Origin of the sequence: Actinomadura sp. NEAU-AAG7, from assembly GCF_018603865.1 — a bacterium.
GTDB classification, from domain to species: domain Bacteria; phylum Actinomycetota; class Actinomycetes; order Streptosporangiales; family Streptosporangiaceae; genus Spirillospora; species Spirillospora litoris.
In genome coordinates, this window is record NZ_JAHFZY010000001.1 from 352,729 (window position 1) to 373,534 (window position 20,806).

Sequence of the window (20,806 nt, forward strand, 5' to 3'; positions counted from 1 at the left end):
CGACGGCGGTCCACGGCATTCGCGCCCTCCGGGGGCACAGGGAAACTCGGGTCCCTGTGCCCCCTCAGGCGTCTAGCGCGCCTTCCGGTCCGCGACGCCGTGGGGTTCGCCCGGCGCCAGCTCGTAGGGCGCCACATCGTCGCCGGACAGCTTCCGCCGCTCCGCCTGCGCCGGGACGTCGGGCGAGGGACGCGCGGCGCGGGTGATCGACGACGTGACCTCGTCCAGGGAGCCCTCGAACGCCTTCGAGACGGACTGGAGCGCCGCCGTGACCTCGCTGGGGATGACCCAGAACGTGCTGCCCTGGCCCTCGGCGAGCTTCGGCAGCGTCTGGAGGTACTGGTAGGCGAGCAGCTTCGGGTCCGGGTCGGCGGCGTGGACGGCCTCGAAGACCTGCGCGATCGCCGCCGACTGCCCCTCGGCCTCCAGGATCGCCGCGCGCTTGCCGCCCTCGGCCTTCAGGATCGCCGACTGCTTGTCGCCCTCGGCGGTGAGGATCTTGGACTGGCGGGCGCCCTCGGCGGTCAGGATCGCGGCGCGCTTCTCCCGCTCGGCGCGCATCTGCTTCTCCATCGCGTCCTTGATCGAGGGCGGCGGCTCGATCGCCTTGATCTCGACCCGGGTCACCCGGATGCCCCACTTGCCGGACGCGTCGTCCAGCACGCCGCGCAGCGCCGTGTTGATCCGGTCGCGGGAGGTCAGCGTCGCCTCCAGGTCCAGCGTCCCGATCACGTTGCGCAGCGTCGTCGCGGTGAGCTGCTCGATCGCCTTGATGTAGTTCACGATCTCGTAGTCGGCCGCGCGCGGGTCGGTGACCTGGAAGAACAGGACCGTGTCGATGTGCACGACGACGTTGTCCTCGGTGATGACCGGCTGCGCCTTGAACGAGACCACCTGCTCGCGCAGGTCGATGAGCGGTTTCACGCGGTCGACGAACGGGACGACGAAGGTGATCCCCGGTTCGAGCGTGCGGTGGTAGCGGCCGAGCCGCTCCACGTTGCGGGCCCGCGCCTGCGGGATGATCCACACCGCCCGCATCACGGCGGTGGCCAGCACGACCACCCCGGCGGCCAGGACGACGAGGACGGCTATCGCGATGTCGGTCATGACGGCTCCCCGAGCGGGTACAGCAGGGCCGTGGCCCCTTCGATGGCGAGGACGTCGGCGGGCGTGCCCGCGGGGATGACCAGGTCGGGGTCGTAGGGGCGGGCCGTCCACTCCTCGCCGCCGATCCTGGCCCGGCCGCCCGAGCGGCTGACCTCGGTGAGCGTGAGCGCCTCCCGCCCGACCAGCGCGGCGGTGCCGCTGCGCAACGCGGGCGCCTGCCGGATGTGCCGCCGCGCGAGCGGCCGCACCACGGCCAGGCCCGCGACCGACCCGGCCGCGAACACCGCGGCCTGCGCGCCGAGCGGCAGGCCCAGCGCTCCCGCCAGCCCGGCGGCCAGCGCGGCGGCGGCCAGCAGCCCGAGCGCCAGGGTCAGCGTCAGCAGTTCGGCGAGCCCGAGCAGCGCCGCCAGCAGCAGCCAGGCGATCCACGCCTCCATAGCGGCTCCCTGAGGCGGCCGATGTCCTCACCTCTCACGGTAACCCCGGAACGGACGGCGCGACAGGCCCCGCGGCCACTGCGCATTTCGACCGGTTTAGGCCCTCTACCTGCAGGTAAGCTCACCAGAACGGCCGCCGGGGAACGCGGAGGCTAGGGTGTGTCGTGAAATGGCCTGAGCCGTCGCGCGAGCGCGTTACCTTCTCGGTGGGGCGACGCCGGAGGCGGGTCCCGCGGGGAGGATCGCGAAGCGTCGCCGCGCTCGCCGGGGGACGGTCACGACCCGGGCCCGCCAGGCGCGGGCCGGGGCCCGATGACACCGCCGTGACTTCGTGAATATGCACGCACCCGAGGAGGGACATGAACCGACGGGCGAGCAACATCTTCCGGAGGCCGGGGCCGCAGGCGTCCCAGCGGCTGGTGGACGCGGCCGAGGGGCTGGAGCACGCGCGGGGGCTCGACCACACGATCCGGCTGATCTCCTCGGCCGTCCGCCGGACACTGCGTCCCGGGCCGGTCAAGGACACGCTGCACGGCGTCCCGTTCGGGCATCCCGCCCACCCCCCGCTGACCGACGTGCCGGTCGGCTGCTGGATCTCCGCCGGCGTCCTCGACCTGCTGCCGGGCACCGGCCGCGCCGCGCGGATCCTCGTCGCGGCGGGCCTGGCGGGCGCGGTCCCGACCGCGCTCGCCGGGCTCTCCGACTGGTCGGCCCTGCACCGCGAGCAGCAGCGCGTCGGGCTCGTGCACGCCTCCGGGATGCTGACGGCGAGCACGCTGTACTCGGCGTCGCTGGTGGCACGATCCCGGGGCCGGGAGGGCACCGGGCGGGCCCTCGGGTTCGCGGGCCTGGCCGCGCTGCTGGCGGGCGGCTACCTCGGCGGGCACCTGGCGTTCCGACTGGCGGCGGGCGCCAACCACGCCGACCAGGTCGCGCACCTGGTCGCGCTCGGCTGGCACGACCTGTGCCCGGCCGACGACCTCCCCGACGGCTGGCCGGTGCACCGGCGCCTCGGCTACATCAGCCTGTTCGTGCTGCGGACCGGGGACGAGATCCACGTCCTCGCCGACCGGTGCAGCCATCTCGCGGGCCCGCTGCACCAGGGGCGCATCGTCACCGACGACGACGCGGTCGTCTGCGTCGTCTGCCCCTGGCACGGCAGCACGTTCCGCGTCGTGGACGGCTCGGTCGTGCACGGCCCCGCCACCGGCCGCCAGCCCTCCTTCGAGAGCCGCGTCACCGAGGACGGCCTCGTGCAGGTGCGCCCCATCGGCTGAGCGGGGTCAGTCCGTCTCGTCGGGCTGGGCGGCGTCCGCGCTCGGGTACTCGACCAGGGCCAGGACGCGGCTCGCCATGAACCGCGCCGTGCGGACGGCGGTGCCCGTGCGGGTGACCTCGCTGACCTCCACGACGCCGCGCCTGGTCGCCACCTCCACCCGGCGCCCGGCCCGGGTGGCGAGGACCTCGTAGGTCCGCGTTCCCTCACCGCCGGCGTCGATCATGATCTCGACCCTGTCACCCTTCATCGGCGACTCCTCCGGTAGTCGAACATATATTCGACTTATACCCGCGAACCGGCTCCGGCAACCCTTCCCGGGGCCGCCCGAGCGGCACGAAACCGCAGGTCAGAGCAGAAGATTGGCGATCGCGACCAGGCCCACCGCGACGATGACGCCGCGCAGGACGAGCGGCGGGATCCGGCGCCCGACCCGGGCCCCGACCAGGCCGCCGAGGATGGACCCGGCGGCGATCAGCAGCACCGCGAGCCAGTCGATCCGGGTGTCGGCGAAGAGCCACATTCCGATGAACACGATGGCCGCCGAGCCGTTCACCACGGCCGACAGCACGTTCTTGGCCGCGTTGACGCGCTGGAGGTCGTCGTCGAGCGCGATGCCGAGCAGCGCGATCAGCACGATGCCCTGCGCGGCGCCGAAGTAGCCGCCGTAGACGCCCGCGAGCAGCACACCCGTCCACAGCCAGGGGCCGCCGTGCGCCCGGCCCTCGCCGTCGCGGCGGCGCAGCGTCCACGCCTGGAGCCTCGGCTGCACCACCACCAGCACGAGCGCGATCACGATCAGCACCGGGACGATCACCTGGAACGCGCCCGCCGGCAGCCCGAGCAGCAGCGCCGCGCCGACCAGCGCGCCGACCACCGACGCGCTGCCGAGCCGGACGAGCCGCTCCCGCTGCCCCTTCAACTCCTCGCGGTACCCGTAGGCGCCGGTCACGCTGCCCATGACGAGCCCGATGTTGTTCGAGACGTTCGCGACCACCGGCACGTAGCCGAGCGCCAGCATGGTCGGGAACGTGATCAGGGAGCCCGACCCCACGATCGTGTTGATGCCGCCGGCGGCGACCCCGGCCGCGAACACCGCGAGCGCGTCGAGCACGTTCAAGGGCGTCCCATCCAAGCGCTAGCGGTTCCTCAACTGCGCTCCCGATGGTAGAGACCGCGCGCCACGCGATGTGAACGGGGGGTCACTCCCGCGCGCGAACCCCGGGTCAGAGGGCCGCGCGACGGTTCGCCGGGTCAGCGGACGGCGCGCGCGTACCAGCGGCCGTTCTGCCGGTCGATGGTCAGCGGCAGCCCGAAGCACGACGTCAGGTGCTCCTCGGTGAACACCTCGTCGACCTTGCCCTGCGCCACGACCTCGCCCTTGCGCAGCAGCAGCGCGTGGGTGAACCCGTCCGGGACCTCCTCGACGTGGTGGGTGACCATCACCATCGTGGGCGCCGCCGGATCGTCGGCGAGGCCGGCCAGCCGGGAGACGAGGTCCTCGCGGCCGCCGAGGTCGAGCCCGGCGGCGGGCTCGTCCAGCAGGAGCAGTTCCGGGTCGGGCATCAGCGCGCGGGCGATCTGCACCCGCTTGCGCTCGCCCTCCGACAGCGTGCTGAACGTGCGGCGGATCAGGTCGGAGCAGCCGAGCGCGTCCAGCAGCGCAAGCGCCCGGGTCAGGTCGGTGGACTCATACTCCTCCTGCCAGCGGCCGAGGATCGCGTACGAGGCGGTCAGGACCAGGTCGATGACCTTCTCCGACGTCGGCACCCGCTCGGCCACCGCCGAACTCGCCAGCCCGATCCGGGGGCGCAGCTCGAAGACGTCGGTTTTGCCGATCTCCTCCTCCAGGATCTCGACCGACCCGCGCGTCGGATGCAGCATCGCCGCCGCGATCTGGAGCAGGGTCGTCTTGCCCGCGCCGTTCGGGCCGACGATCACCCAGCGCTCGTTCTCGTTCACCGTCCACGTGACATCGCGCAGGAGGTCGGCGCCGCCGCGCGTCACCCCGACTCCGTGGAGCTGCAGTACCTCGCCGGTCATCGCGCGCCCTCGACCTCGATCCCGCAATCCAGGTGGCCTGTTTCTCAGGAAAGAACCTATGCGATCGGCGGCGCGCATGGCCCGGCGGGCTCCCCTCTCCGTGGGGCCTTGCGCACACGTGCGGTGGCGCCGGCGACGGGAGCGCTTATCGTGGATCGCATGCCCACTGGGGATTTTCGGGGATGGATGAGCAACGACGTCGCGACCGCGCTGGTGGCGTGGGGAAACGCATGGCTGACGGGGCACGTCGGTCTGGACGAGGCCGTCGACGCCGTCGAGAAGGCGGCGGGGCCGCAGATCCTCGGCGGCGAGCCCGCCGAGGTCACGCTCCGGCGCGGTCTCGGCGACCTGCGCGTCGCGGGCATGAGCGCGTTCCGGCTGGCACTGCCCGCGCCGGGTGACCCGCTCGGGCTGACCGGCCCGCCCGACCTCAACCGCGCGGCGATCGAGGCGGGCGCGGCCGTCGTCGTCCAGCTCGGCGAGCGGGAGCTGCGGGAGCGGGCGATGGGGCTCGTGCCGTCCGAGGACCGGCGCGGCTCGTCCTACGTCGGCGTCCGCTGGACGACCTGGGGCGCGGCGCCGGGGCTGCCCGACGTCCCGTCCCTCGCCGACGCCGACCGGCAGCTCACGCTCGCGATGCGCGACGCGACCGAGGCGCTGCTCACGGTGGACGGCGTGTCCGGCGTCCCGCCCGAGATCACCGACGCGCTCGCCGACCTGCGCGACCCGCACCGCGGCGACCACCCGCTCGCGCCCGGCTACCCGCCCCGCGCGCACCGGCTCGCCGCGCTCGCCGGACGGCTCTCCCTCGTCGTGGACCTGGCCCGGCGGCTGGACGACCATGGCCTCACCGCCGACCAGATGTTCCGTCGGGGTGAGGCGCTGCGGCTGCTCGACCGCGCCGTCCGGCGGGCACTGGTCGCCGCGTGCAACAGCGCCTTCGACCCGGTGCCCTAGGACCGGTCCCGGACGCACGAAAGCGGGGCGTCCCCGATGGGAACGCCCCGCTCGTACCGTCGGGCGGTCAGGCGCGCACGACGATGGTGTTCACGATCTTGTCGGCGAACGTCTGCTTGCGCTCGTCCCACAGCGGCCAGAAGAAGCCGAGGTAGCACAGGAAGCTGTCGGCGATGTGCGCGAGCTTGCGCACGAACGCCATGCCGAAGCCGATCGGCTGCCCGGTCTGCGCGCTGATGAGGCGGATGCCCATCTGCCGCTTGCCGATGGACTGGCCGGTCGTGCCCTCCTGGTAGCAGATCCACAGGCCCCCGGCGAACGACATCAACCCGCCGACGAGGATGAGCAGCAGACCGAGCACCGCCGCGCCGCCGCCCGAGCTGCTGAGCAGCGCGCCGAGCAGGTAGAGCACGAACAGCGGACCACCGAAGATCAGGTAGTCGATGATGTAGCCGCCCGCACGCGACCCCCACTCGGCGAGCTGGCCGGTGGAGCCGTAGTGGTGGTGGTGCACCTCCTGGTAGGGCTGCCCGGGGGGCTGCGCCGGAGGCTGGCCGTAACCGGGCTGCGCCGCGGGCGGGTACCCGGGCTGCGCCGGAGGCTGACCGTAACCAGGCTGGGCCGGGGGCTGGCCGTATCCAGGCTGGGCGGGAGGCTGACCGTAGCCCGGCTGCGCCGGGGGCTGACCGTAACCGGGCTGGGCGGGCGGCTGGCCGTACCCGGGCTGCTGTTGCCCGTAGCCCGGCTGCTGACCGTAGGGGTCGTAGGGGTTACCCACACTTGCTCCTTATTGATTGACCCTGTGGATATGTGACGCCCGCCGGACCCGGAGGGCTCCGCAAGTCTGACCGACGACGGACATCGGCTCAAACTCGAAGAACACCGAGCCGGACGAGCTGCCACAACTCCGACCCCACGAGGGCGGAGCCGAGCAACCAGGCACGGGTCCTTGGCTGGAGTGCCCACCACCGTCCACCCAGTCCCAGCGGCGCTAGGGCCACGCCGGCCGCGGCGGTGAGCGCCACCGGGTTCGCGAGCACGGCCTCGGCCGGACGGCCCGCCCCGAACTCGATGAACACGGTGGTGCCGCCGCAGACGGGACACGGGATGCCGGTGAGCGCCCGGAGGGGGCACAGCACGCCGGGGTCGTTGACACGGTGGATCCATGCCGCGCCGACGGCCGCGATGGCCATCGCCGCGACGCGCAGAAGTACCCCCACGGGGCCGTGCCGCGCCGCGGTGAGGGTCCGGCTGACGATCCCGCCGAGCGCACCGTCCGGTACGCCCGCAGCCGCCGCCCCGGGCACTCCCCCCAAGGATTCCTCCGCCTCGATGACATTCGTCCGAGTGACCCATATACCGGGTTCACCCCGAGGTGGGTCAAGTCTCCGCGACCATCCGCGATGGGACCGTTACCAAGAGCGTGAGGACACCACCTCACGGCAAGAGTAGGACAAAGTGCCAGCTACATGGGCACCTTTCCTGCCCCATCTACGAGCAAAACGTCCGGACCGCCCCGCTGGATCATCCACGACGCGCGCACCGCCACCACCCGACGGCGAACCCGGAGACAACCCCGCAGGTCACAGCAGAGGACACGAACCACAAACCAGACGACGCGACCCGCAGAAGGTCGCAAGCACAGGAACAACGCGAAGCGAACGCCGCGCGCGGCGCAACCTGAGCAGGAAGGGCGGCCGCGACTCGCGAAGCGGAGGCGGCACGAAGCACTGGAGCACGCGCGGTCGCGCGAAGGACGACCCGGCACACAGGACGAAGCCGCACGAAGGACGGCGCAGTACGGAAGACGACGCAGCGCGGCGCCGGGGACGGCTCGGTCACACAGAAGGCGCGGTCACACAGAGGACGGCACGGTCGCACAGCGGCGCGGTCGTGCGGAGGACGGCGCGGGGTGTGGCGGGGGTCGGCGGCGCGCGGAGGAGTGGTGTTCGCGTCCGGGACGCGCGCCGGGTCGGTGTGCGGCGTCAGGCGTTCGCGGCGGCGCCCACCACGCGCGGCGCGTCGGGCTCGCCGATGTGCTCGGACTCGACGACGTCCGCGACGACGGCGGTGATGTTGTCGGGGCCGCCGTTCTCGCGGGCCAGTTCGATGAGCCGGTCCACGGCGCGCTGCGGGTCGGCCTCCGCCGAGAGGATCTCGTAGATCCGCTGGGCGTCGACCGGGCCGCTGAGCCCGTCCGAGCACAGCAGGTAGCGGTCGCCGAGGCGGCCCTCGCGCAGCCGGAGGTCGGGTTCGCGGTCCTCGCGCCCGTCCAGCACCCGGTACAGCACGTGGGACAGCCGGGACGTCTCCGCCGGGTCGGCGGTCTGGCCCGCCTGCTCGGCCTCGGCCTTGAGCAGCTCGTCCATCGTGTGGTCCTGGGTCATCTGGAACAGCTCGCCGTCGCGCAGCAGGTAGCCGCGCGAGTCGCCGATGTGCGCGAGCGCCACGGACTCGCCCGACCACAGCATGGCGGTGAGCGTGGTGCCCATCCGGCTGAGGTCGGGGCGTTCCTCGCGGACGATGCGCAACTTCTCGTTGGCCTCCGCGACGGCGCGTCCCATGATCTCGACAAGGTCGTCACTGTGGGCGGCGGTGTCCAGCGAGCGCAGGGAACCGATGACGGTCGAACTCGCGACCTCGCCGCCGGCATAGCCGCCCATGCCGTCCGCGACCGCGATCAACCGCGCACCGGCGTAGCCCGAGTCCTCATTGTTCTCTCGGTTGCACCCGATGTCGCTGCCTGCTGCGTACCTGATTGCTACGTTCATACCAATTTCGATGACGATCCTGTCAGAGGAGTTCTGTCAGTCACGGGCGGCCTCCCCGGCGGCTCCGACACCGTGCCGGACGGCATACAGCGCCGCCTGCGTCCGATCCTGCACTCCCAGTTTCATGAGCAGATTACTCACGTGCGTCTTGACCGTCTTCTCCGAGACGACGAGCGCGCGGGCGATCTCCCGGTTGGACCTGCCGCGCGCGATGTGCACGAGCACCTCCCGTTCCCGTTCGGTCAGCGCGGCCAGGCCGCGGTTCTCCTCCGTCGCCGGATCCGCCCGCAGCATCGCCTCGGCCGCGTCGGGCGCGAACAGGACGTGCCCGTCGTGGACGGCCCGGATGGCCTGCACGAGCGCCTGCGGGTCGACGTCCTTGTACAGATACCCGGCGGCTCCCGCCTGTACTGCCGGCAGCACGTGTCCGCGTTCCGTGACGCTGGTCAGGATCAGGACGCGCGCGGCCACCCCACGAGCCCGCAGCTCCGTCAGCGCGGTCAGGCCGTCGACGCCCGGCATCTTGAGGTCCATCAGCACGATATCGGGCTTCAGCGATTCGGCCAGCGTCACGGCCGCCGTGCCGTCGTCGGCCTCGCCCACGACGTCGATGTCGTCCTGGATGCCGAGGAAGGTGCGCAGGCCCTGCCGGACGACGGGGTGGTCGTCGGCGATCAGCACCTTGATCGGGGTACCGCGGCGCGCGCCGGTCACAGCGGCACCTCCAGCCGGACGGTCGTGCCGCGTCCGGGCGCGGCGTCGATGGTCAGCGTGCCGCCGATCGAGCAGGCCCGCTCGCGCATGGACGCGAGGCCGAGGCCGCGGTCGTCGCCGTTCGACCGCCCCGCCTCCGACGCCTCGAACCCGGAGCCGTCGTCGGCCACCTCCAGGACGACGTGCTCGTCGCGCGCCGCGAGACGGACGTCGACGGTCCGCGCGTCGGCGTGTCGCAGCGCGTTGTAGAGGGCCTCCTGCGCGATGCGGTAGGCGACGGTCTCATGCTCCTCCGGCAGCACGTCGGCGCCCTCGGCGGCGAACCGCACCGACGTCTCGTGCGCCCGGTCGAGCACCTCGACGTGCTTGCGCAGCGAGGCGACCAGCCCGTCGGCAAGGTCGGCGGGGCGCAGCTCGAAGATGACGGCGCGCAGCTCGGCGAGCGCCTCGGCCGCGAGCCGCTCCACCTGCTCCAGCTCCTGGACGGTGCGCGCCGGGTCGCGTTCGGCGAGCGCGGACGCGGTGCGCGCCGTCAGCCGCAGCGAGAACAGCTTCTGCGCGACCGCGTCGTGCAGCTCGCGCGCGAGCCGGTTGCGCTCGGCGACGACGGTCAGCTCGCGGTTGTGCTCGTGGAGGCGGGCGTTGATGATCGCGATCGCGGCGTGCGCGGCGAACAGCGACAGCAGCTCCTCGTCGTCTTCGGTGAAGCCGCCCGGGGTGCGCTTGTTCGCCAGGAAGATGATGCCCAGCACGTCCTCGCCGTCCTGGATACGAACGCCGAGGAAGTCCTTCAGGACGGGATGCGCGACCGGCCAGCCCTCGAACTCCGGCTCGCGGCGGATGTCCTTGAGCCGCTTGGGCGTGTCGCCGTGCAGCATCGCGGCGAGCATGCCGTGCTGGCGGGGCAGCGGGCCGATCCGGTCCCACTCCTCGTCCGAGACGCCCTCGACGACGAACTCGCCGAACGATCCCTCGTCGTCGGGCACGCCGAGCGCGGCGTACCGGGCGTCCAGCAGCTGCGCCGCCGCCCGGACGATCACCTGCAGCACCTCGTGGACCGACAGGTGCCGGGTGACCGCGAGCACGGCGGAGCTGACGGCGTGCAGGGTCGCCCCCTCACCCCCGCCGCCGGCGCCTGCCTCGGTGCCCATTCCGGCCTCTCGTGTCCGCGGTGGACGCCCGCCCGGCGTCCACATGTGGAAACCGTACTCTCTGGCCAGGTCATCCCGAATCAGCCCTGGGACTTAGGTTCCGGCCGCGCGCCTACTCCCGGGGGCGGCGGGGCGTCCTCCGCGAAGGCGGGGGACGCCGGTCCTACGACCATTTGCGGATCCGCCCGGGCCCCGACGGCCGATGCCGTGAGCTGCGCCGATCCTTAGCGTCGCTGATATGAAGACCGCATTGATCACCGGAGGCTCCCGAGGACTCGGCCGGGCGCTCGCCCGCGAGCTGGCGCGGGACGGCTGGAACCTCGTCCTCGACGCGCGCGACGCCGCCGCCCTGGACGAGGCCGCACGCGACATCGGCCCGGTGACCGCCGTCGCGGGCGACGTCACCGACGCCGCGCACCGCGCCGCGCTCGCCTCGGCCGTGTCCGGCGGCCTTGACCTGCTCGTCAACAACGCGGGCACGCTCGGGACGACGCCGCTGCCCCGGCTCGCCGACCAGCCCGTCCAGGAGCTGGCGGACACGTTCGCGACCAACGTGCTCGCGCCGCTCGCGCTGATCCAGGCCGTCCTGCCGAGCCTGCGGGCGCGCGGCGGGGCGATCCTCAACATCAGCTCGGACGCGGCGGTCGAGGGCTATGAGACGTGGGGCGGCTACGGGTCGAGCAAGGCGGCGCTGGAGCAGCTGTCGCGGGTGCTGGCGGCCGAGGAGCCGCGCCTCGCGGTGTGGTGGGCCGACCCCGGCGAGATGGCCACCGACATGCTGCGCGCCGCCGGTGAGGACGCGGACGCCGCGCCCCCGCCCGCCGAGGCCGCCGCCGCGCTGCACCGGCTGATCAGCGAACGCCGTCCGAGCGGCCGCTACCGGGCCGACGAACTCGCCGCGCGATGACCACCGTCCTGGAGCCGGACGCCCCGACCCCCGTGCGGGGCCTGCTCGGCGGCGGGAACCGGGCCGTGACCATCGGGATCGTCACGCTGGTCACGCTGCTCGCGTTCGAGGCGATGGCGGTGAGCACCGTCATGCCGGCCGTCGCGCGCGGCCTCGACGGCCTGTCGCTGTACGCGTGGGGGTTCAGCGCCACGCTGATCACCAGCCTGCTGTCCACGGTGGTGGCGGGCGGCTGGGTCGACCGGTCGGGCCCGGCGCGCCCGTTCCTGGTCGGGATCGCCGCGTTCGTCGTCGGACTGGCGATCGCGGGCACCGCGCCGACCATGTGGGTGTTCGTCGCCGGGCGCGCCGTCCAGGGGCTCGGCACCGGCATCCCCATGGTCGCGCTGTACGTGCTCATCGCCCGCGCCTACCCCGAGGAACTGCGCTCGCGGGTCTTCGCCGCGCTGTCGGCCGCCTGGGTGCTGCCGTCGCTGGTCGGCCCGGCGATCGGCGGCGCCGTCGCCGACCACGTCGGCTGGCGGTGGGTGTTCCTCGCCCTCGTCCCGCTGGTGGTGCCGCCGACGCTGATGCTCATCCCCGTCCTGCGCGGGCTGCCCGCGCCCACCGAGGACGCCACGGCACCGCTCCGGTCGCGGCTGGTGGCGGCGGTCGCGATCACGGCGGGCGCCGCGATCCTCCTCTACGGGCTGGACGGCGCGGGCTGGACGATCGTCCCGCTCGCCGCCGCGGGCATCGCGGGCCTCGGCTTCGGGCTGCCCAGGCTCCTGCCCGCCGGGGCGCTGCGGATGCGGCGCGGACTGCCGAGCGTGATCCTCGCCCGGGGCCTGCTGGCGGGCGCGTTCTTCGGCGCCGACGTGTACATCCCCCTGACCCTGACCTCGCTGCACGACTTCACCCCCACCATGGCGGGCGTCGTCCTGACCGTGGGCGGGCTCGGCTGGTCGGCCGCGTCGCAGATCCAGGGCAGGTCCGAGCGCTCCCGCGAGTTCTTCGTCCTGCTCGGCGCCGTGCTCGTCACCGCCGGCATCGTCAGCGTGACGGTCGCGCTCCAGGTCTCCGGATGGGCCGCCGTGCCCGCCTGGATGATCGGCGGCGCCGGGATGGGCTTCGCGAACGGCAGCCTCAGCGTCCTGACGCTCGACCGCTCCGCCGAGAGCGAGCAGGGCCACAACTCCTCCGCGCTCCAGATCAGCGACACCCTCGGCGCGTCCCTCGTGGTCGGCGTCGCGGGCGCGCTGGTCACCGGCTTCGGCGAGGACCGGCTCGGCACCGGGCTCGCCGTCGCCGGGACGTTGTTCGCCGCGATCGCCGTCCTCGGCGTCATCGCCGCTCTCCGGCTGGAGGCCGTGAAATGACCGACACCTTCGACTTCGTCCTGCCCGCCGCGCTGGAGGCCCGCGAGCCGCCCGAGGCCCGCGGCCGCGGCCGCGACGGCGTCCGGCTGCTGGTCGGGCGCCGCGCCACCGGCGAGGTCTCCCACCACGGGTTCGGCGACCTGCCCGCCCTCCTCGACCCGGGCGACCTGCTGGTCGTCAACACCTCGGCGACGCTGCCCGCCGCCGTCCGGCTCGACCGGATCAGCGTGCACTTCTCCACCCCGCTCCCCGGCGGCGACGGCGACCGGCTCTGGCTCGTCGAACTGCGCCGCCGCACCGGCAAGACCAGCCTCCCCTACGGCGGCGGCTGCACCGGCGAGTGGATCCCCATGCCCGGCGGCACGACCCTCACCCTCGTCCGGCGGCGGACCGCCCGCCTCTGGGAGGCGCGGCTGAGCACCGACGTCGTCCCCTACCTGCGCCGCCACGGGACGCCGATCCGCTACGGCTACGTCCGCCGCGACTGGCCCACGGCCACCTACCAGACCGCGTTCGCCTATGACAGGACGACCGGGAGCGCGGAGATGCCGTCCGCCGCACGCCCGTTCACGCCCGAACTGGTGACCCGGCTGGTCTCCCAGGGCGTCCTCGTGGCCCCGATCACCCTCCACACCGGCGTGGCCTCCCCCGAGGCCCACGAACCGCCCTACGCGGAACGCTACGAAGTCCCCGCCCCGACCGCCGCGCTGGTGAACCACGTCCGCAATCAGTCGGGCCGTGTGATCGCCATAGGGACCACGGTCGTCCGCGCCCTGGAGACGGCCGTGGACGGCGCGGGCCGCGTCACCCCGTCCTCGGGCTGGACGGAGCACGTGATCACCCCCGAGAAGGGCGTCCGCGCCGTGGACGGCCTCCTGACCGGCCTCCACGAGCCCCGCTCGTCCCACCTGATGATGCTCACCGCCATAGCAGGCCGAAACCTCCTGACAACGACCTACGAAGCCGCCCTGAAAGAGAACTACCTCTGGCACGAATTCGGCGACACCAACCTACTGCTCCCCTAATAGCGGAAGAATTGTATTCAATCTGTGGTTCGACTGCCACGTGGAAGTCATCACCGGGGACGGCGAGCTCGGCTACCCGGCGAACGCGCCCTATGACCGCGTGGTCTCTACGGCCGCCGTGTCGAGCCTGCCTTAGGAGGGGCAGAGCATCTGGCTGGACTCCCCCGCCAACCCGTCCACTTGTAGTCGAGAAAGGTGCGGGGTCACTGCGAGTTCCGGGTCCACCACCAGGCGATGGCCGGGATGGGCAGGGGGCTCATGAAGTCGTCGTCGTCCGGAGCGTCCTTCCATGAGGCCGGCGGGGCTTTCTCATTGGCTGGAGCGTCATTTTCTGGGGGACGAACGTTGGCGTATCTGTCGCACGACAATGCCCAGTCCAGGTGGCCCCGTATGTAGTTCGCCAGGCCATCCGCGTATTTTCGCAGGTTCTGGTGGGTGGCTGGGCGTGACGTCAACCGGTCGTGCGTGTGAAGGAACAGGCACATCACTCGATCGCGCATCGCCGTGGCCGCGTCCAATGCCTGGACAGGCTCGACTCCCCTCTCGGCGGCGATGACGTCGACGATGTTGAGGCGGTCGTGGGCGCGTTGGATCTCCTTGGCCCGCGAGATGAAGTCGTTGTCCCATGCCACCAGGAAGTGGGCCATCTCCACCAGAGCCTGTGTTTGGGGGTGCGCCAGCTCGGAGGAGGGCACTTCGTATCCGCCGACCGTGTCGATGAGGGCGAGGACCGGGCTCATGCCGATCGCGCGCATCCACATCGCGACATACTCGTTGAGCCTCGGCAGTTCACGCCCATGACGATGGACCGCCTCCCAGGTGACGCCGAAGAAGAACGCACGCATCCCTTCGACCCAGCGCTGGAACTGCACGGGTGACGCGATTTCTTTCCATCCGTTCGCAATATCGCGTGAGGCGGTGACGTAGGCGTCCTCGCCGGGCCAGCGGGTCTCCGGATGCTGGATGGCGCTGAGGATGATCGACTGTTTCCTCGTCAGCCTGCCCAGCGGCATGGGCGGTTCGTCGAAGCAGGCGTCGTCCAGGGCGAAGAACGCGACGTACTGGCGGGTGGCGTTGGCCAGCGCGTTCTTGTGGCCGTCCGGCATGGTTCTGGCCGCGAGTTCCCCGAGGTTCGCTCGGGAGAGGCGTTCCCGCTGCTTCCAGTCCGGTTCGAAACCCTGGACCGAAAGCCAGCCTTCGGCCAGGGTGTTGAGTTCTGCGGCCCAGGGCGAGGAGGCGGGCTTTATGGGGCAGAAGAACGGCCGCACGGCGAGTATCTCTGCGTCCCGGGCTTCGTTGGCGCTTGTCACTGATCGCTCCGTGGTCTCACTCTTGGCTTCTCATGTCCGCGCGACGACCCGCATCCGGAGACCGTGGGGATTCAGGGACATGGCGGTGCGGACGCGGCGCCCCGGCACGGATTCAAGGTGCCAGCGGGCGGTGATGGTGGCGAGAGCGAGGGTGGCCTCGGTCATGCCGAACTGCTCCCCCACGCACTTCCGGGGCCCGGACCCGAACGGCACGTAGTCGCCGCGCGCGGGCGGCATGGATTCCCACCGGCTCGGATCGAAGCTCTCGGGGTCATCGTGAAGGTCGGCGCGATGGTGGATGACGTACGGCGAGAAGACGACTGTGGTGCCCGCCGGAAGCCGATGTCGGCCGAGTTCCGTGTCGGTGGTCGTGATCCGGGTGAACATCAGCGCGGGCGGATAAAGGCGCAGGGTCTCGGCGATGACGCGTTTGGTCAGGCCGAGGCGCGGCAGGTGGTCGTATCCGGCCGGGCCGTCTCCGAGCACCTGGCGCACCTCGGTGTGGAGGCGGTCCTCGATTCGAGGGTGCCGGGCGAGCAGGTGCAGGGCCCATGCCAGGGCGTTCGCGGTGGTCTCGGAACCGGCGACGAAGAAGGTGATGACGTTGTCGGCGACCTCCCGGTCGGTCAGGCCGTGGCCGCCGTCGGCGACGTCGCGCGCCGACAGCAGCCGGGACAGCAGGTCCTCACCTTCGCGCGGTGCGGCGCGGCGGTCGGCGATGACCGCGTCGAGCGTGGTCCGCAGGTGGGCGAGGGCGCGTTGGTAGCGCCGGTTGCCCCGGGTCGGGATCTGGTTCAGCGGTGCGGGCACGACCGACCGCCGGAGGATCCCTCTCATGATCACGACGAGGTCCTCGACCGTCTCGCCGAGGGCGTGCCTCGGTAGGGCGCTGGAGAACATGGTCTCCGTCAGCACCCGCATGGTGAACCCGAGCATCTCGGCCGGCACATCGAGGACCTGCCCGTCTCCCCAGCGCTCGGTGAGCGAGTCGATCTGGCGGGTCATGGTCCGCGCGTAACCGGGGAGGTTGGCGCTGTGGAGCGCATGCCCGGTCAGGCGCCGCTGCCTCCGATGCCGATCGTGCGTGCTGGTGACGAGACCGTCCCCGCCCAACTCTCGCAGGCGCCTGTAGATGACACCTCCCTTGTCGAAGACGCGATCTCCCCGCAGTACCTGTCGTGTCAGTTCGGGATCGCAGACCACCACCGCCCTGACAGGGCCGAGGCGGATTTCGACGAGATCCCCATAGGCGGGAAGCCCCGTGAGGAATTCGTGGGGCCGGTGGAACAGCCGCGGCGCGTGCCCGACCAGCGGCAGTGCGCCGCGCGCCTTGGGGATGTCCGGAGACTTCATGACTCCTCCGTCCGAACTCTTCTGGCCGTTCTCCGCCCATGGAGACGGCGGGTATCGCGAGCGATGCCGAGTGTCACATCGGCAGGTCGGGACCGGTCCCGACCTGTCCATGAGGCAGGGACGGCAGGAACCCGGCCCGTCGCGATGGCCGCGGTCACCGGGTCGCGGGTGCTGCCCCTGGCCTGCTGCGGGCGGGGGTCTTGTGGGGGTGTCTCAAAATGTGGTTAAGGTTGGGATATATGGCCGGGTACGGTGCGGAGTGCCCGTCCGGCTTGAGGGGGTGGGTCCTGCCATGGGGTTGACAGGGGGATCCATCCGAGTTCGGAGGCGCGGTCAACCTTCTGGTTCCGTGATCGTAAAGACCTTGTCACGCACCCGACGTCTTGCATGGTGGACCTCACAGGCCATCCACACGCCCCGCCCGGTACCGTTGTGAACAGCATGGACGGCCCAGCACAGCGCACGCTGCTCATCACCCTCACCGGCCGTGACCGCCCCGGCGTCACGTCCCGGCTGTTCCGTACCCTCGCGGAGTTCCCGCTGACGGTCGCCGACGTGGAGCAGGTCGTGATCCGCGGCCGGCTCGTCCTCGGCGTGCTGCTCGCCTACACCGAGGGCGCCGACATCGGACGGGTCTGGAACGCCGCCGAGAAGGTCGCGACGGACCTCGACATGGAGGTCGAGCTGTCCACCGGCCGCAACAAGCGGATGCCGAAGCGGCGCGGGCGGCTGCACGTCACCGTGCTCGGCGCGCCGCTGGCACCGGCCGCGATGGCCGGGATCGCCAGCCGGATCGCCGCCAACGGCGCCAACATCGACCGGATCGAGCGGCTCGCCGCGACCCCCGTCACCTGCATCGAGCTGGACGTCTCCGGTGCCGTCCCCGAGGAGCTGCGGGCCGGGCTGGCCGCCGAGGCCGCCGAGCAGCAGGTCGACATCGCGGTCCAGCGCGGCGGCCTGCACCGGCGGGCCAAGCGGCTGATCGTCATGGACGTCGACTCCACCCTCATCCAGGGCGAGGTCATCGAGCTGCTCGCCGCCCACGCGGGGTGCCTGGACGAGGTCGCCAAGGTCACCGAGGCCGCCATGCGCGGCGAACTGGACTTCGAGGGGTCGCTGCGCGAGCGCGTGGCCCTGCTGGCCGGGCTCGACGCCGCCGCGATCGACCTCGTCCGGGGCGAGTTGCAGCTCGCGGCGGGCGCGCGGACGATGGTCCGCACGCTCAAGCGCCTCGGCTACGCGTTCGCGATCGTCAGCGGCGGGTTCACGCAGGTCACCGACGCCCTGGTGGACGATCTCGGCATCGACTACTCGATGGCCAACACCCTGGAGATCAAGGACGGCAAGCTCACCGGCGGCGTCACCGGACCGGTGATCGACCGCGCGGGCAAGGCCGCCGCGCTCAAGCGCTTCGCGCGGCAGGCCGGGGTGCCGATCAGCCAGACGGTCGCGATCGGCGACGGCGCGAACGACCTCGACATGCTTCAGGCGGCCGGGCTCGGCATCGCCTACAACGCCAAGCCCGTCGTGCGCGAGGCCGCCGACACGACGGTCAACGTGCCCTATCTCGACACGATCCTCTTCCTCCTCGGCATCTCCCGCGAGGAAGTCGAGGCCGCGGACGCCGGAGCCTACTGAGCCCCCCTCGTGGGTATTGGTGATCAGATAGCGGGTCGCCGGACAGCGGAGGCAGCGTGCTCAAGCGTGCGCGGGACGCGTACGCCCAGGTAGAAGGGCATATCACGCCCTTCTATGGGCTGGCCGCCGCGCTCGCCATGGCGGTGCCGCTGCTCGCCGGGTCGCTGACGGGCCACGCGGCGGAGGGCTCGGTGATCGCGCTCGGCGCGTACCTGGTCGCGCTGCGGGCGCCGGAGGGGCCCTACGGGGCCCGCGCCCGCGATCTCGCCGCGGGCGTCGTCATGGTCGCGGTCGGCGCGGGGGTCGGCGGGGCGCTGTCCGGGCACACCTGGCCCACCGTGATCGTGGTGCCGCCGCTGATCGCGCTGGGCGTGGCCGTCCCGCGGATCGGGGCGACGGCGGGGCTCGCGGTGCTGCTCAGCGCGGTCCGCCCGCCGTCCGCCGACGTCGTCCACACCGGGGCACTGGAGCTGGTCGGCGGGCTGCTCACCACCGCCCTGCTGCTCGCGCCCTGGCCCGCGCGGCGGCTGCGGCCGCTGCGGGAGGCGCTGTTCGAGGCCGCCGACAAGGTCGCGATGACGCTGGACGCCGTCGCGCAGGACATCGGCGCGTCCGACGAGAGCCCCCTCGACGACGTCCATCCCGACCTGATCGCCGTCACCCGCAAGCCGGACTGGGAGCGGTGCAGGCGCGACGCGTCCGAGGCCCTCACCTCGGCGCGCGCCACCTACGCCCTGTACCGGACGGGGCGCGGCGGCGGCGACCCCACGCGTCCCGAGCGGCTGATCGAGGCGCTGTCGCGCGTCCTGCACGAGACCGTGACGTTGCAGGCCGTGCTGGAGGCGGCGCGGAACTACCCGCCGGACCGCGAGTGGGAGCTGGAGGCGCAGACCGCCGTGTCCGCGCTGGCGGCGCGGCTGCGGCTGCTGGCGGGCGCGATCGAGACGTGGGGCGAGGCGCCGCTGGGAGGTGAGGAGTCGGCGGCCGTCCGCCGGATGGGGCGGGCCGCCGAGACGATCAGGCGCGCCGGGCTCGCCGGGGACGAGGACCTCGTCGCGGTCTCGCTGATCGGCCAGGTACGCCGGTCGATCGACCGGATCGCCGGCGAGATCGCGTCCGCGCGGCGGATCGTCGCGGGCGGGCTGCGGATCGGGCTCGGCCACCCCAGGATGCCGGACGCGCCGCACCCCGTCTCGGCGCTGGAGCGGCTGCGCAAGGCCGTCCGGACGCGGTCGCCGAGGTTCCGGCAGGTCTCGCGCGTGTTCGTGACCGCCCTGGTGTCGATGACGCTGGCCGCGGCGCTGCACCTGCCGCACGGGCACTGGATGACGATCACCGCGATGCTGAGCCTGCGCGCGAGCTACGGCGAGACCGTCGACCAGCTCGTCCAGCGCGTGGGCGGCACGGCGGCGGGCTCGGTCATCGCGGCGCTGCTGCTCACGCTCGCGCCCGGCCGCCCCACCACGGCGCTGATCGTCTTCTGCTTCGCGCTGGCGGGGTTCGCGCTGCGCCCGGTGAACTTCACCTACTGGGCGCTGTTCGGGACGCCGCAGGCGATGCTGCTGCTGGACTTCACGGTCCCGGCCGACTGGCGCACGGCGGGCGAGCGGATCGGGCTCACCTTCGCCGGGACCCTGCTGTCGTTCCTCGCGATCTCGCTGCTGTGGCCGACCGGGCACCGCGAGCGGCTGCCCGTCCAGCTCTCGCGGCTGCTGGCGCTGCACGCCGACCTCGTCCGGGCGGCGGCGGACGTGACCGGCGGCGAACGCGTGCGGCTGCCGCACGAGAAGATCGTCGCCGCCGAGGAGGCGGCCGAGGCCGTCGCCGAGACACGGACCCGGCTCTGCCACGAGCGGGTCCCCGACACCAAGCTGATCAACCGGCTCGACACCGTCGTGCGCGCCTCGCACCGGATCCGCGACCACCTGATCGCGGTCGCCCGGATCTCCCGCGAGAAGGCGCCCGACACCGGGCCCGTCCCCGAGATCCTCGACCGGCTCGCGGACACGCTGGAGGAGGCCGCGACCGCGGTGAAGGAACCGCCCGAGGACCGCGAGGCCCCGTCCACGGTCCTGGAGCTGGACGACGAGCTGGCCGGGCTCGACGACTACCTGTCCACGCTCACGCGCCGCCGCCGCGCGGAGATCAAGTCGGGCGTCGACCGGGACGAGCTGACGCCGCTGCGGCACGCCCTCCTCCAGGTGTCGGGCACCCGCTACACGATCAGGGCGCTGCGCCGCGACACCGGACGCGTCATCGACGGGTCGCTGGCCGCCGGGTGGTCCTAGTCCTTCGGGGTCCGGACGGTGACCAGCGTTCCGGTGCCGGGCCGCGCGTCCGCCCACGCGCCCGGCAGCCCGATCACCGCGAGCGCGCAGGTCGGGAACGCGTCGGGCGCCTGCCCGGTCAGGTCGTGGACGAGGTGGTGCACCGACGGGTTGTGCCCGACCAGCAGGAGCCTGCCGGCCTCGGCGGGGGTCTCGGCCACCAGGGCGAGCAGCTCGTCGGGGTCGTTGTCGTAGATCTTCGGCTCGACGACCGTATCCGCGTCGATCTTGAGTTGGTCGAGGGTCTCGCGCGTCCGCGTCGCGACCGAGCACAGCACCCGGTCGGGGACGAGGTCGTTCGCGCGCAGCCACTCCCCGGCCGCGGCGGCGTCGCGCCGGCCGCGGTCGGTGAGGGTGCGGTCGATGTCGGGAATCTCCAGGCCGGAGACGGCCTTGGCGTGGCGGAGCACGATGAGCGTCGGCATGGCGCCA

General features: G+C 72.4%; 21 protein-coding genes. 8 read left to right on the forward strand and 13 right to left on the reverse strand.

Translation table 11 applies throughout. The features are described from left to right. Positions 1 to 72: 72 nt before the first annotated feature. Both KLI87_RS01585 and KLI87_RS01590 read right to left on the reverse strand, forming a co-directional pair. Positions 73 to 1,107 (reverse strand): SPFH domain-containing protein, encoded by a 1,035-nt coding sequence (locus KLI87_RS01585; RefSeq protein ID WP_156217262.1) that lies wholly within the window; start codon positions 1,105 to 1,107, stop codon positions 73 to 75. Beyond that, positions 1,104 to 1,544 (reverse strand): NfeD family protein, encoded by a 441-nt coding sequence (locus KLI87_RS01590; RefSeq protein WP_214615553.1) that lies wholly within the window; start codon positions 1,542 to 1,544, stop codon positions 1,104 to 1,106. Before KLI87_RS01590 ends, KLI87_RS01585 begins: the two co-directional genes overlap by 4 nt. A 359-nt stretch (positions 1,545 to 1,903) precedes the next feature. On the opposite strand from KLI87_RS01590, the gene KLI87_RS01595 reads away from it, so the two are divergent. After that, positions 1,904 to 2,821 (forward strand): Rieske (2Fe-2S) protein, encoded by a 918-nt coding sequence (locus tag KLI87_RS01595; protein ID WP_156217260.1) that lies wholly within the window; start codon positions 1,904 to 1,906, stop codon positions 2,819 to 2,821. Between the two features lie 6 nt (positions 2,822 to 2,827). Here KLI87_RS01595 and KLI87_RS01600 read toward each other — a convergent pair whose 3' ends face one another. The 3 genes from KLI87_RS01600 to KLI87_RS01610 all read right to left on the reverse strand — a co-directional run bounded on the left by KLI87_RS01600 (position 2,828) and on the right by KLI87_RS01610 (position 4,863). Then, complete coding sequence (locus tag KLI87_RS01600; protein ID WP_156217259.1) at positions 2,828 to 3,070, reverse strand: hypothetical protein; 243 nt, start codon at positions 3,068 to 3,070, stop codon at positions 2,828 to 2,830. A 99-nt stretch (positions 3,071 to 3,169) separates the two neighbouring features. Further along, a complete protein-coding gene (locus tag KLI87_RS01605; protein WP_214615554.1) occupies positions 3,170 to 3,940 on the reverse strand; it encodes a sulfite exporter TauE/SafE family protein in 771 nt (256 codons plus the stop codon). A 134-nt stretch (positions 3,941 to 4,074) separates the two neighbouring features. After that, the gene (locus KLI87_RS01610) at positions 4,075 to 4,863 is read right to left on the reverse strand and encodes an ABC transporter ATP-binding protein (protein WP_156217257.1); all 789 of its coding nucleotides are present in this window, start codon (positions 4,861 to 4,863) and stop codon (positions 4,075 to 4,077) included. 186 nt (positions 4,864 to 5,049) lie between these two features. Between KLI87_RS01610 and KLI87_RS01615 the strand changes: the two genes are divergently transcribed. After that, the gene (locus tag KLI87_RS01615) at positions 5,050 to 5,820 is read left to right on the forward strand and encodes a hypothetical protein (RefSeq protein ID WP_156217256.1); all 771 of its coding nucleotides are present in this window, start codon (positions 5,050 to 5,052) and stop codon (positions 5,818 to 5,820) included. A gap of 67 nt (positions 5,821 to 5,887) precedes the next feature. Here KLI87_RS01615 and KLI87_RS41390 read toward each other — a convergent pair whose 3' ends face one another. The 5 genes from KLI87_RS41390 to KLI87_RS01640 form a co-directional block, all read right to left on the reverse strand. Beyond that, the gene (locus KLI87_RS41390; RefSeq protein ID WP_214615555.1) at positions 5,888 to 6,598 is read right to left on the reverse strand and encodes an RDD family protein; all 711 of its coding nucleotides are present in this window, start codon (positions 6,596 to 6,598) and stop codon (positions 5,888 to 5,890) included. Positions 6,599 to 6,686: 88 nt separating this feature from the next. Further along, positions 6,687 to 7,127, reverse strand: coding sequence for a DUF2752 domain-containing protein (locus KLI87_RS01625; RefSeq protein ID WP_242883914.1), 441 nt, complete (start codon positions 7,125 to 7,127; stop codon positions 6,687 to 6,689). 678 nt (positions 7,128 to 7,805) lie between these two features. Next, a complete protein-coding gene (locus KLI87_RS01630; protein ID WP_156217255.1) occupies positions 7,806 to 8,591 on the reverse strand; it encodes a PP2C family serine/threonine-protein phosphatase in 786 nt (261 codons plus the stop codon). Positions 8,592 to 8,627: 36 nt separating this feature from the next. Next, positions 8,628 to 9,305 carry a response regulator transcription factor gene (locus KLI87_RS01635; RefSeq protein ID WP_308165809.1) on the reverse strand — a complete coding sequence of 226 codons (678 nt, stop codon included), beginning with the start codon at positions 9,303 to 9,305 and terminating at the stop codon, positions 8,628 to 8,630. Continuing rightward, the gene (locus tag KLI87_RS01640) at positions 9,302 to 10,456 is read right to left on the reverse strand and encodes a GAF domain-containing sensor histidine kinase (protein WP_156217254.1); all 1,155 of its coding nucleotides are present in this window, start codon (positions 10,454 to 10,456) and stop codon (positions 9,302 to 9,304) included. Before KLI87_RS01640 ends, KLI87_RS01635 begins: the two co-directional genes overlap by 4 nt. A gap of 238 nt (positions 10,457 to 10,694) precedes the next feature. Between KLI87_RS01640 and KLI87_RS01645 the strand changes: the two genes are divergently transcribed. From KLI87_RS01645 to KLI87_RS01660, 4 genes are read left to right on the forward strand one after another with little or no spacing between them, the layout of a single operon-like run. Further along, positions 10,695 to 11,363, forward strand: a complete 669-nt coding sequence (locus tag KLI87_RS01645; protein WP_214615556.1) for an SDR family oxidoreductase — start codon at positions 10,695 to 10,697, stop codon at positions 11,361 to 11,363. Beyond that, positions 11,360 to 12,721: an MFS transporter gene (locus KLI87_RS01650; protein WP_214615557.1), complete on the forward strand. Its 1,362-nt coding sequence runs from the start codon at positions 11,360 to 11,362 to the stop codon at positions 12,719 to 12,721. Before KLI87_RS01645 ends, KLI87_RS01650 begins: the two co-directional genes overlap by 4 nt. Continuing rightward, positions 12,718 to 13,746 carry an S-adenosylmethionine:tRNA ribosyltransferase-isomerase gene (locus tag KLI87_RS01655; protein ID WP_214615558.1) on the forward strand — a complete coding sequence of 343 codons (1,029 nt, stop codon included), beginning with the start codon at positions 12,718 to 12,720 and terminating at the stop codon, positions 13,744 to 13,746. The genes KLI87_RS01650 and KLI87_RS01655 overlap by 4 nt, the downstream gene beginning before the upstream one ends. Before the next feature lie 40 nt (positions 13,747 to 13,786). Next, positions 13,787 to 13,882, forward strand: a complete 96-nt coding sequence (locus KLI87_RS01660; RefSeq protein WP_308165810.1) for a hypothetical protein — start codon at positions 13,787 to 13,789, stop codon at positions 13,880 to 13,882. Between the two features lie 67 nt (positions 13,883 to 13,949). Here KLI87_RS01660 and KLI87_RS01665 read toward each other — a convergent pair whose 3' ends face one another. Together KLI87_RS01665 and KLI87_RS01670 are read right to left on the reverse strand one after the other, a co-directional pair. After that, positions 13,950 to 15,056, reverse strand: a complete 1,107-nt coding sequence (locus KLI87_RS01665; RefSeq protein WP_214615559.1) for a hypothetical protein — start codon at positions 15,054 to 15,056, stop codon at positions 13,950 to 13,952. Positions 15,057 to 15,086: 30 nt separating this feature from the next. Further along, the gene (locus KLI87_RS01670) at positions 15,087 to 16,409 is read right to left on the reverse strand and encodes a cytochrome P450 (protein WP_214615560.1); all 1,323 of its coding nucleotides are present in this window, start codon (positions 16,407 to 16,409) and stop codon (positions 15,087 to 15,089) included. Between the two features lie 441 nt (positions 16,410 to 16,850). Between KLI87_RS01670 and serB the strand changes: the two genes are divergently transcribed. Next, complete coding sequence (gene serB / locus KLI87_RS01675; RefSeq protein WP_156217248.1) at positions 16,851 to 18,047, forward strand: phosphoserine phosphatase SerB; 1,197 nt, start codon at positions 16,851 to 16,853, stop codon at positions 18,045 to 18,047. Between the two features lie 56 nt (positions 18,048 to 18,103). Beyond that, positions 18,104 to 20,335, forward strand: a complete 2,232-nt coding sequence (locus KLI87_RS41395; RefSeq protein ID WP_214615561.1) for an FUSC family protein — start codon at positions 18,104 to 18,106, stop codon at positions 20,333 to 20,335. Here the strand turns inward: KLI87_RS41395 and KLI87_RS01685 are convergent. After that, positions 20,332 to 20,799 carry a histidine phosphatase family protein gene (locus tag KLI87_RS01685; RefSeq protein WP_214615562.1) on the reverse strand — a complete coding sequence of 156 codons (468 nt, stop codon included), beginning with the start codon at positions 20,797 to 20,799 and terminating at the stop codon, positions 20,332 to 20,334. The genes KLI87_RS41395 and KLI87_RS01685 overlap by 4 nt on opposite strands. Positions 20,800 to 20,806 lie beyond the last annotated feature (7 nt).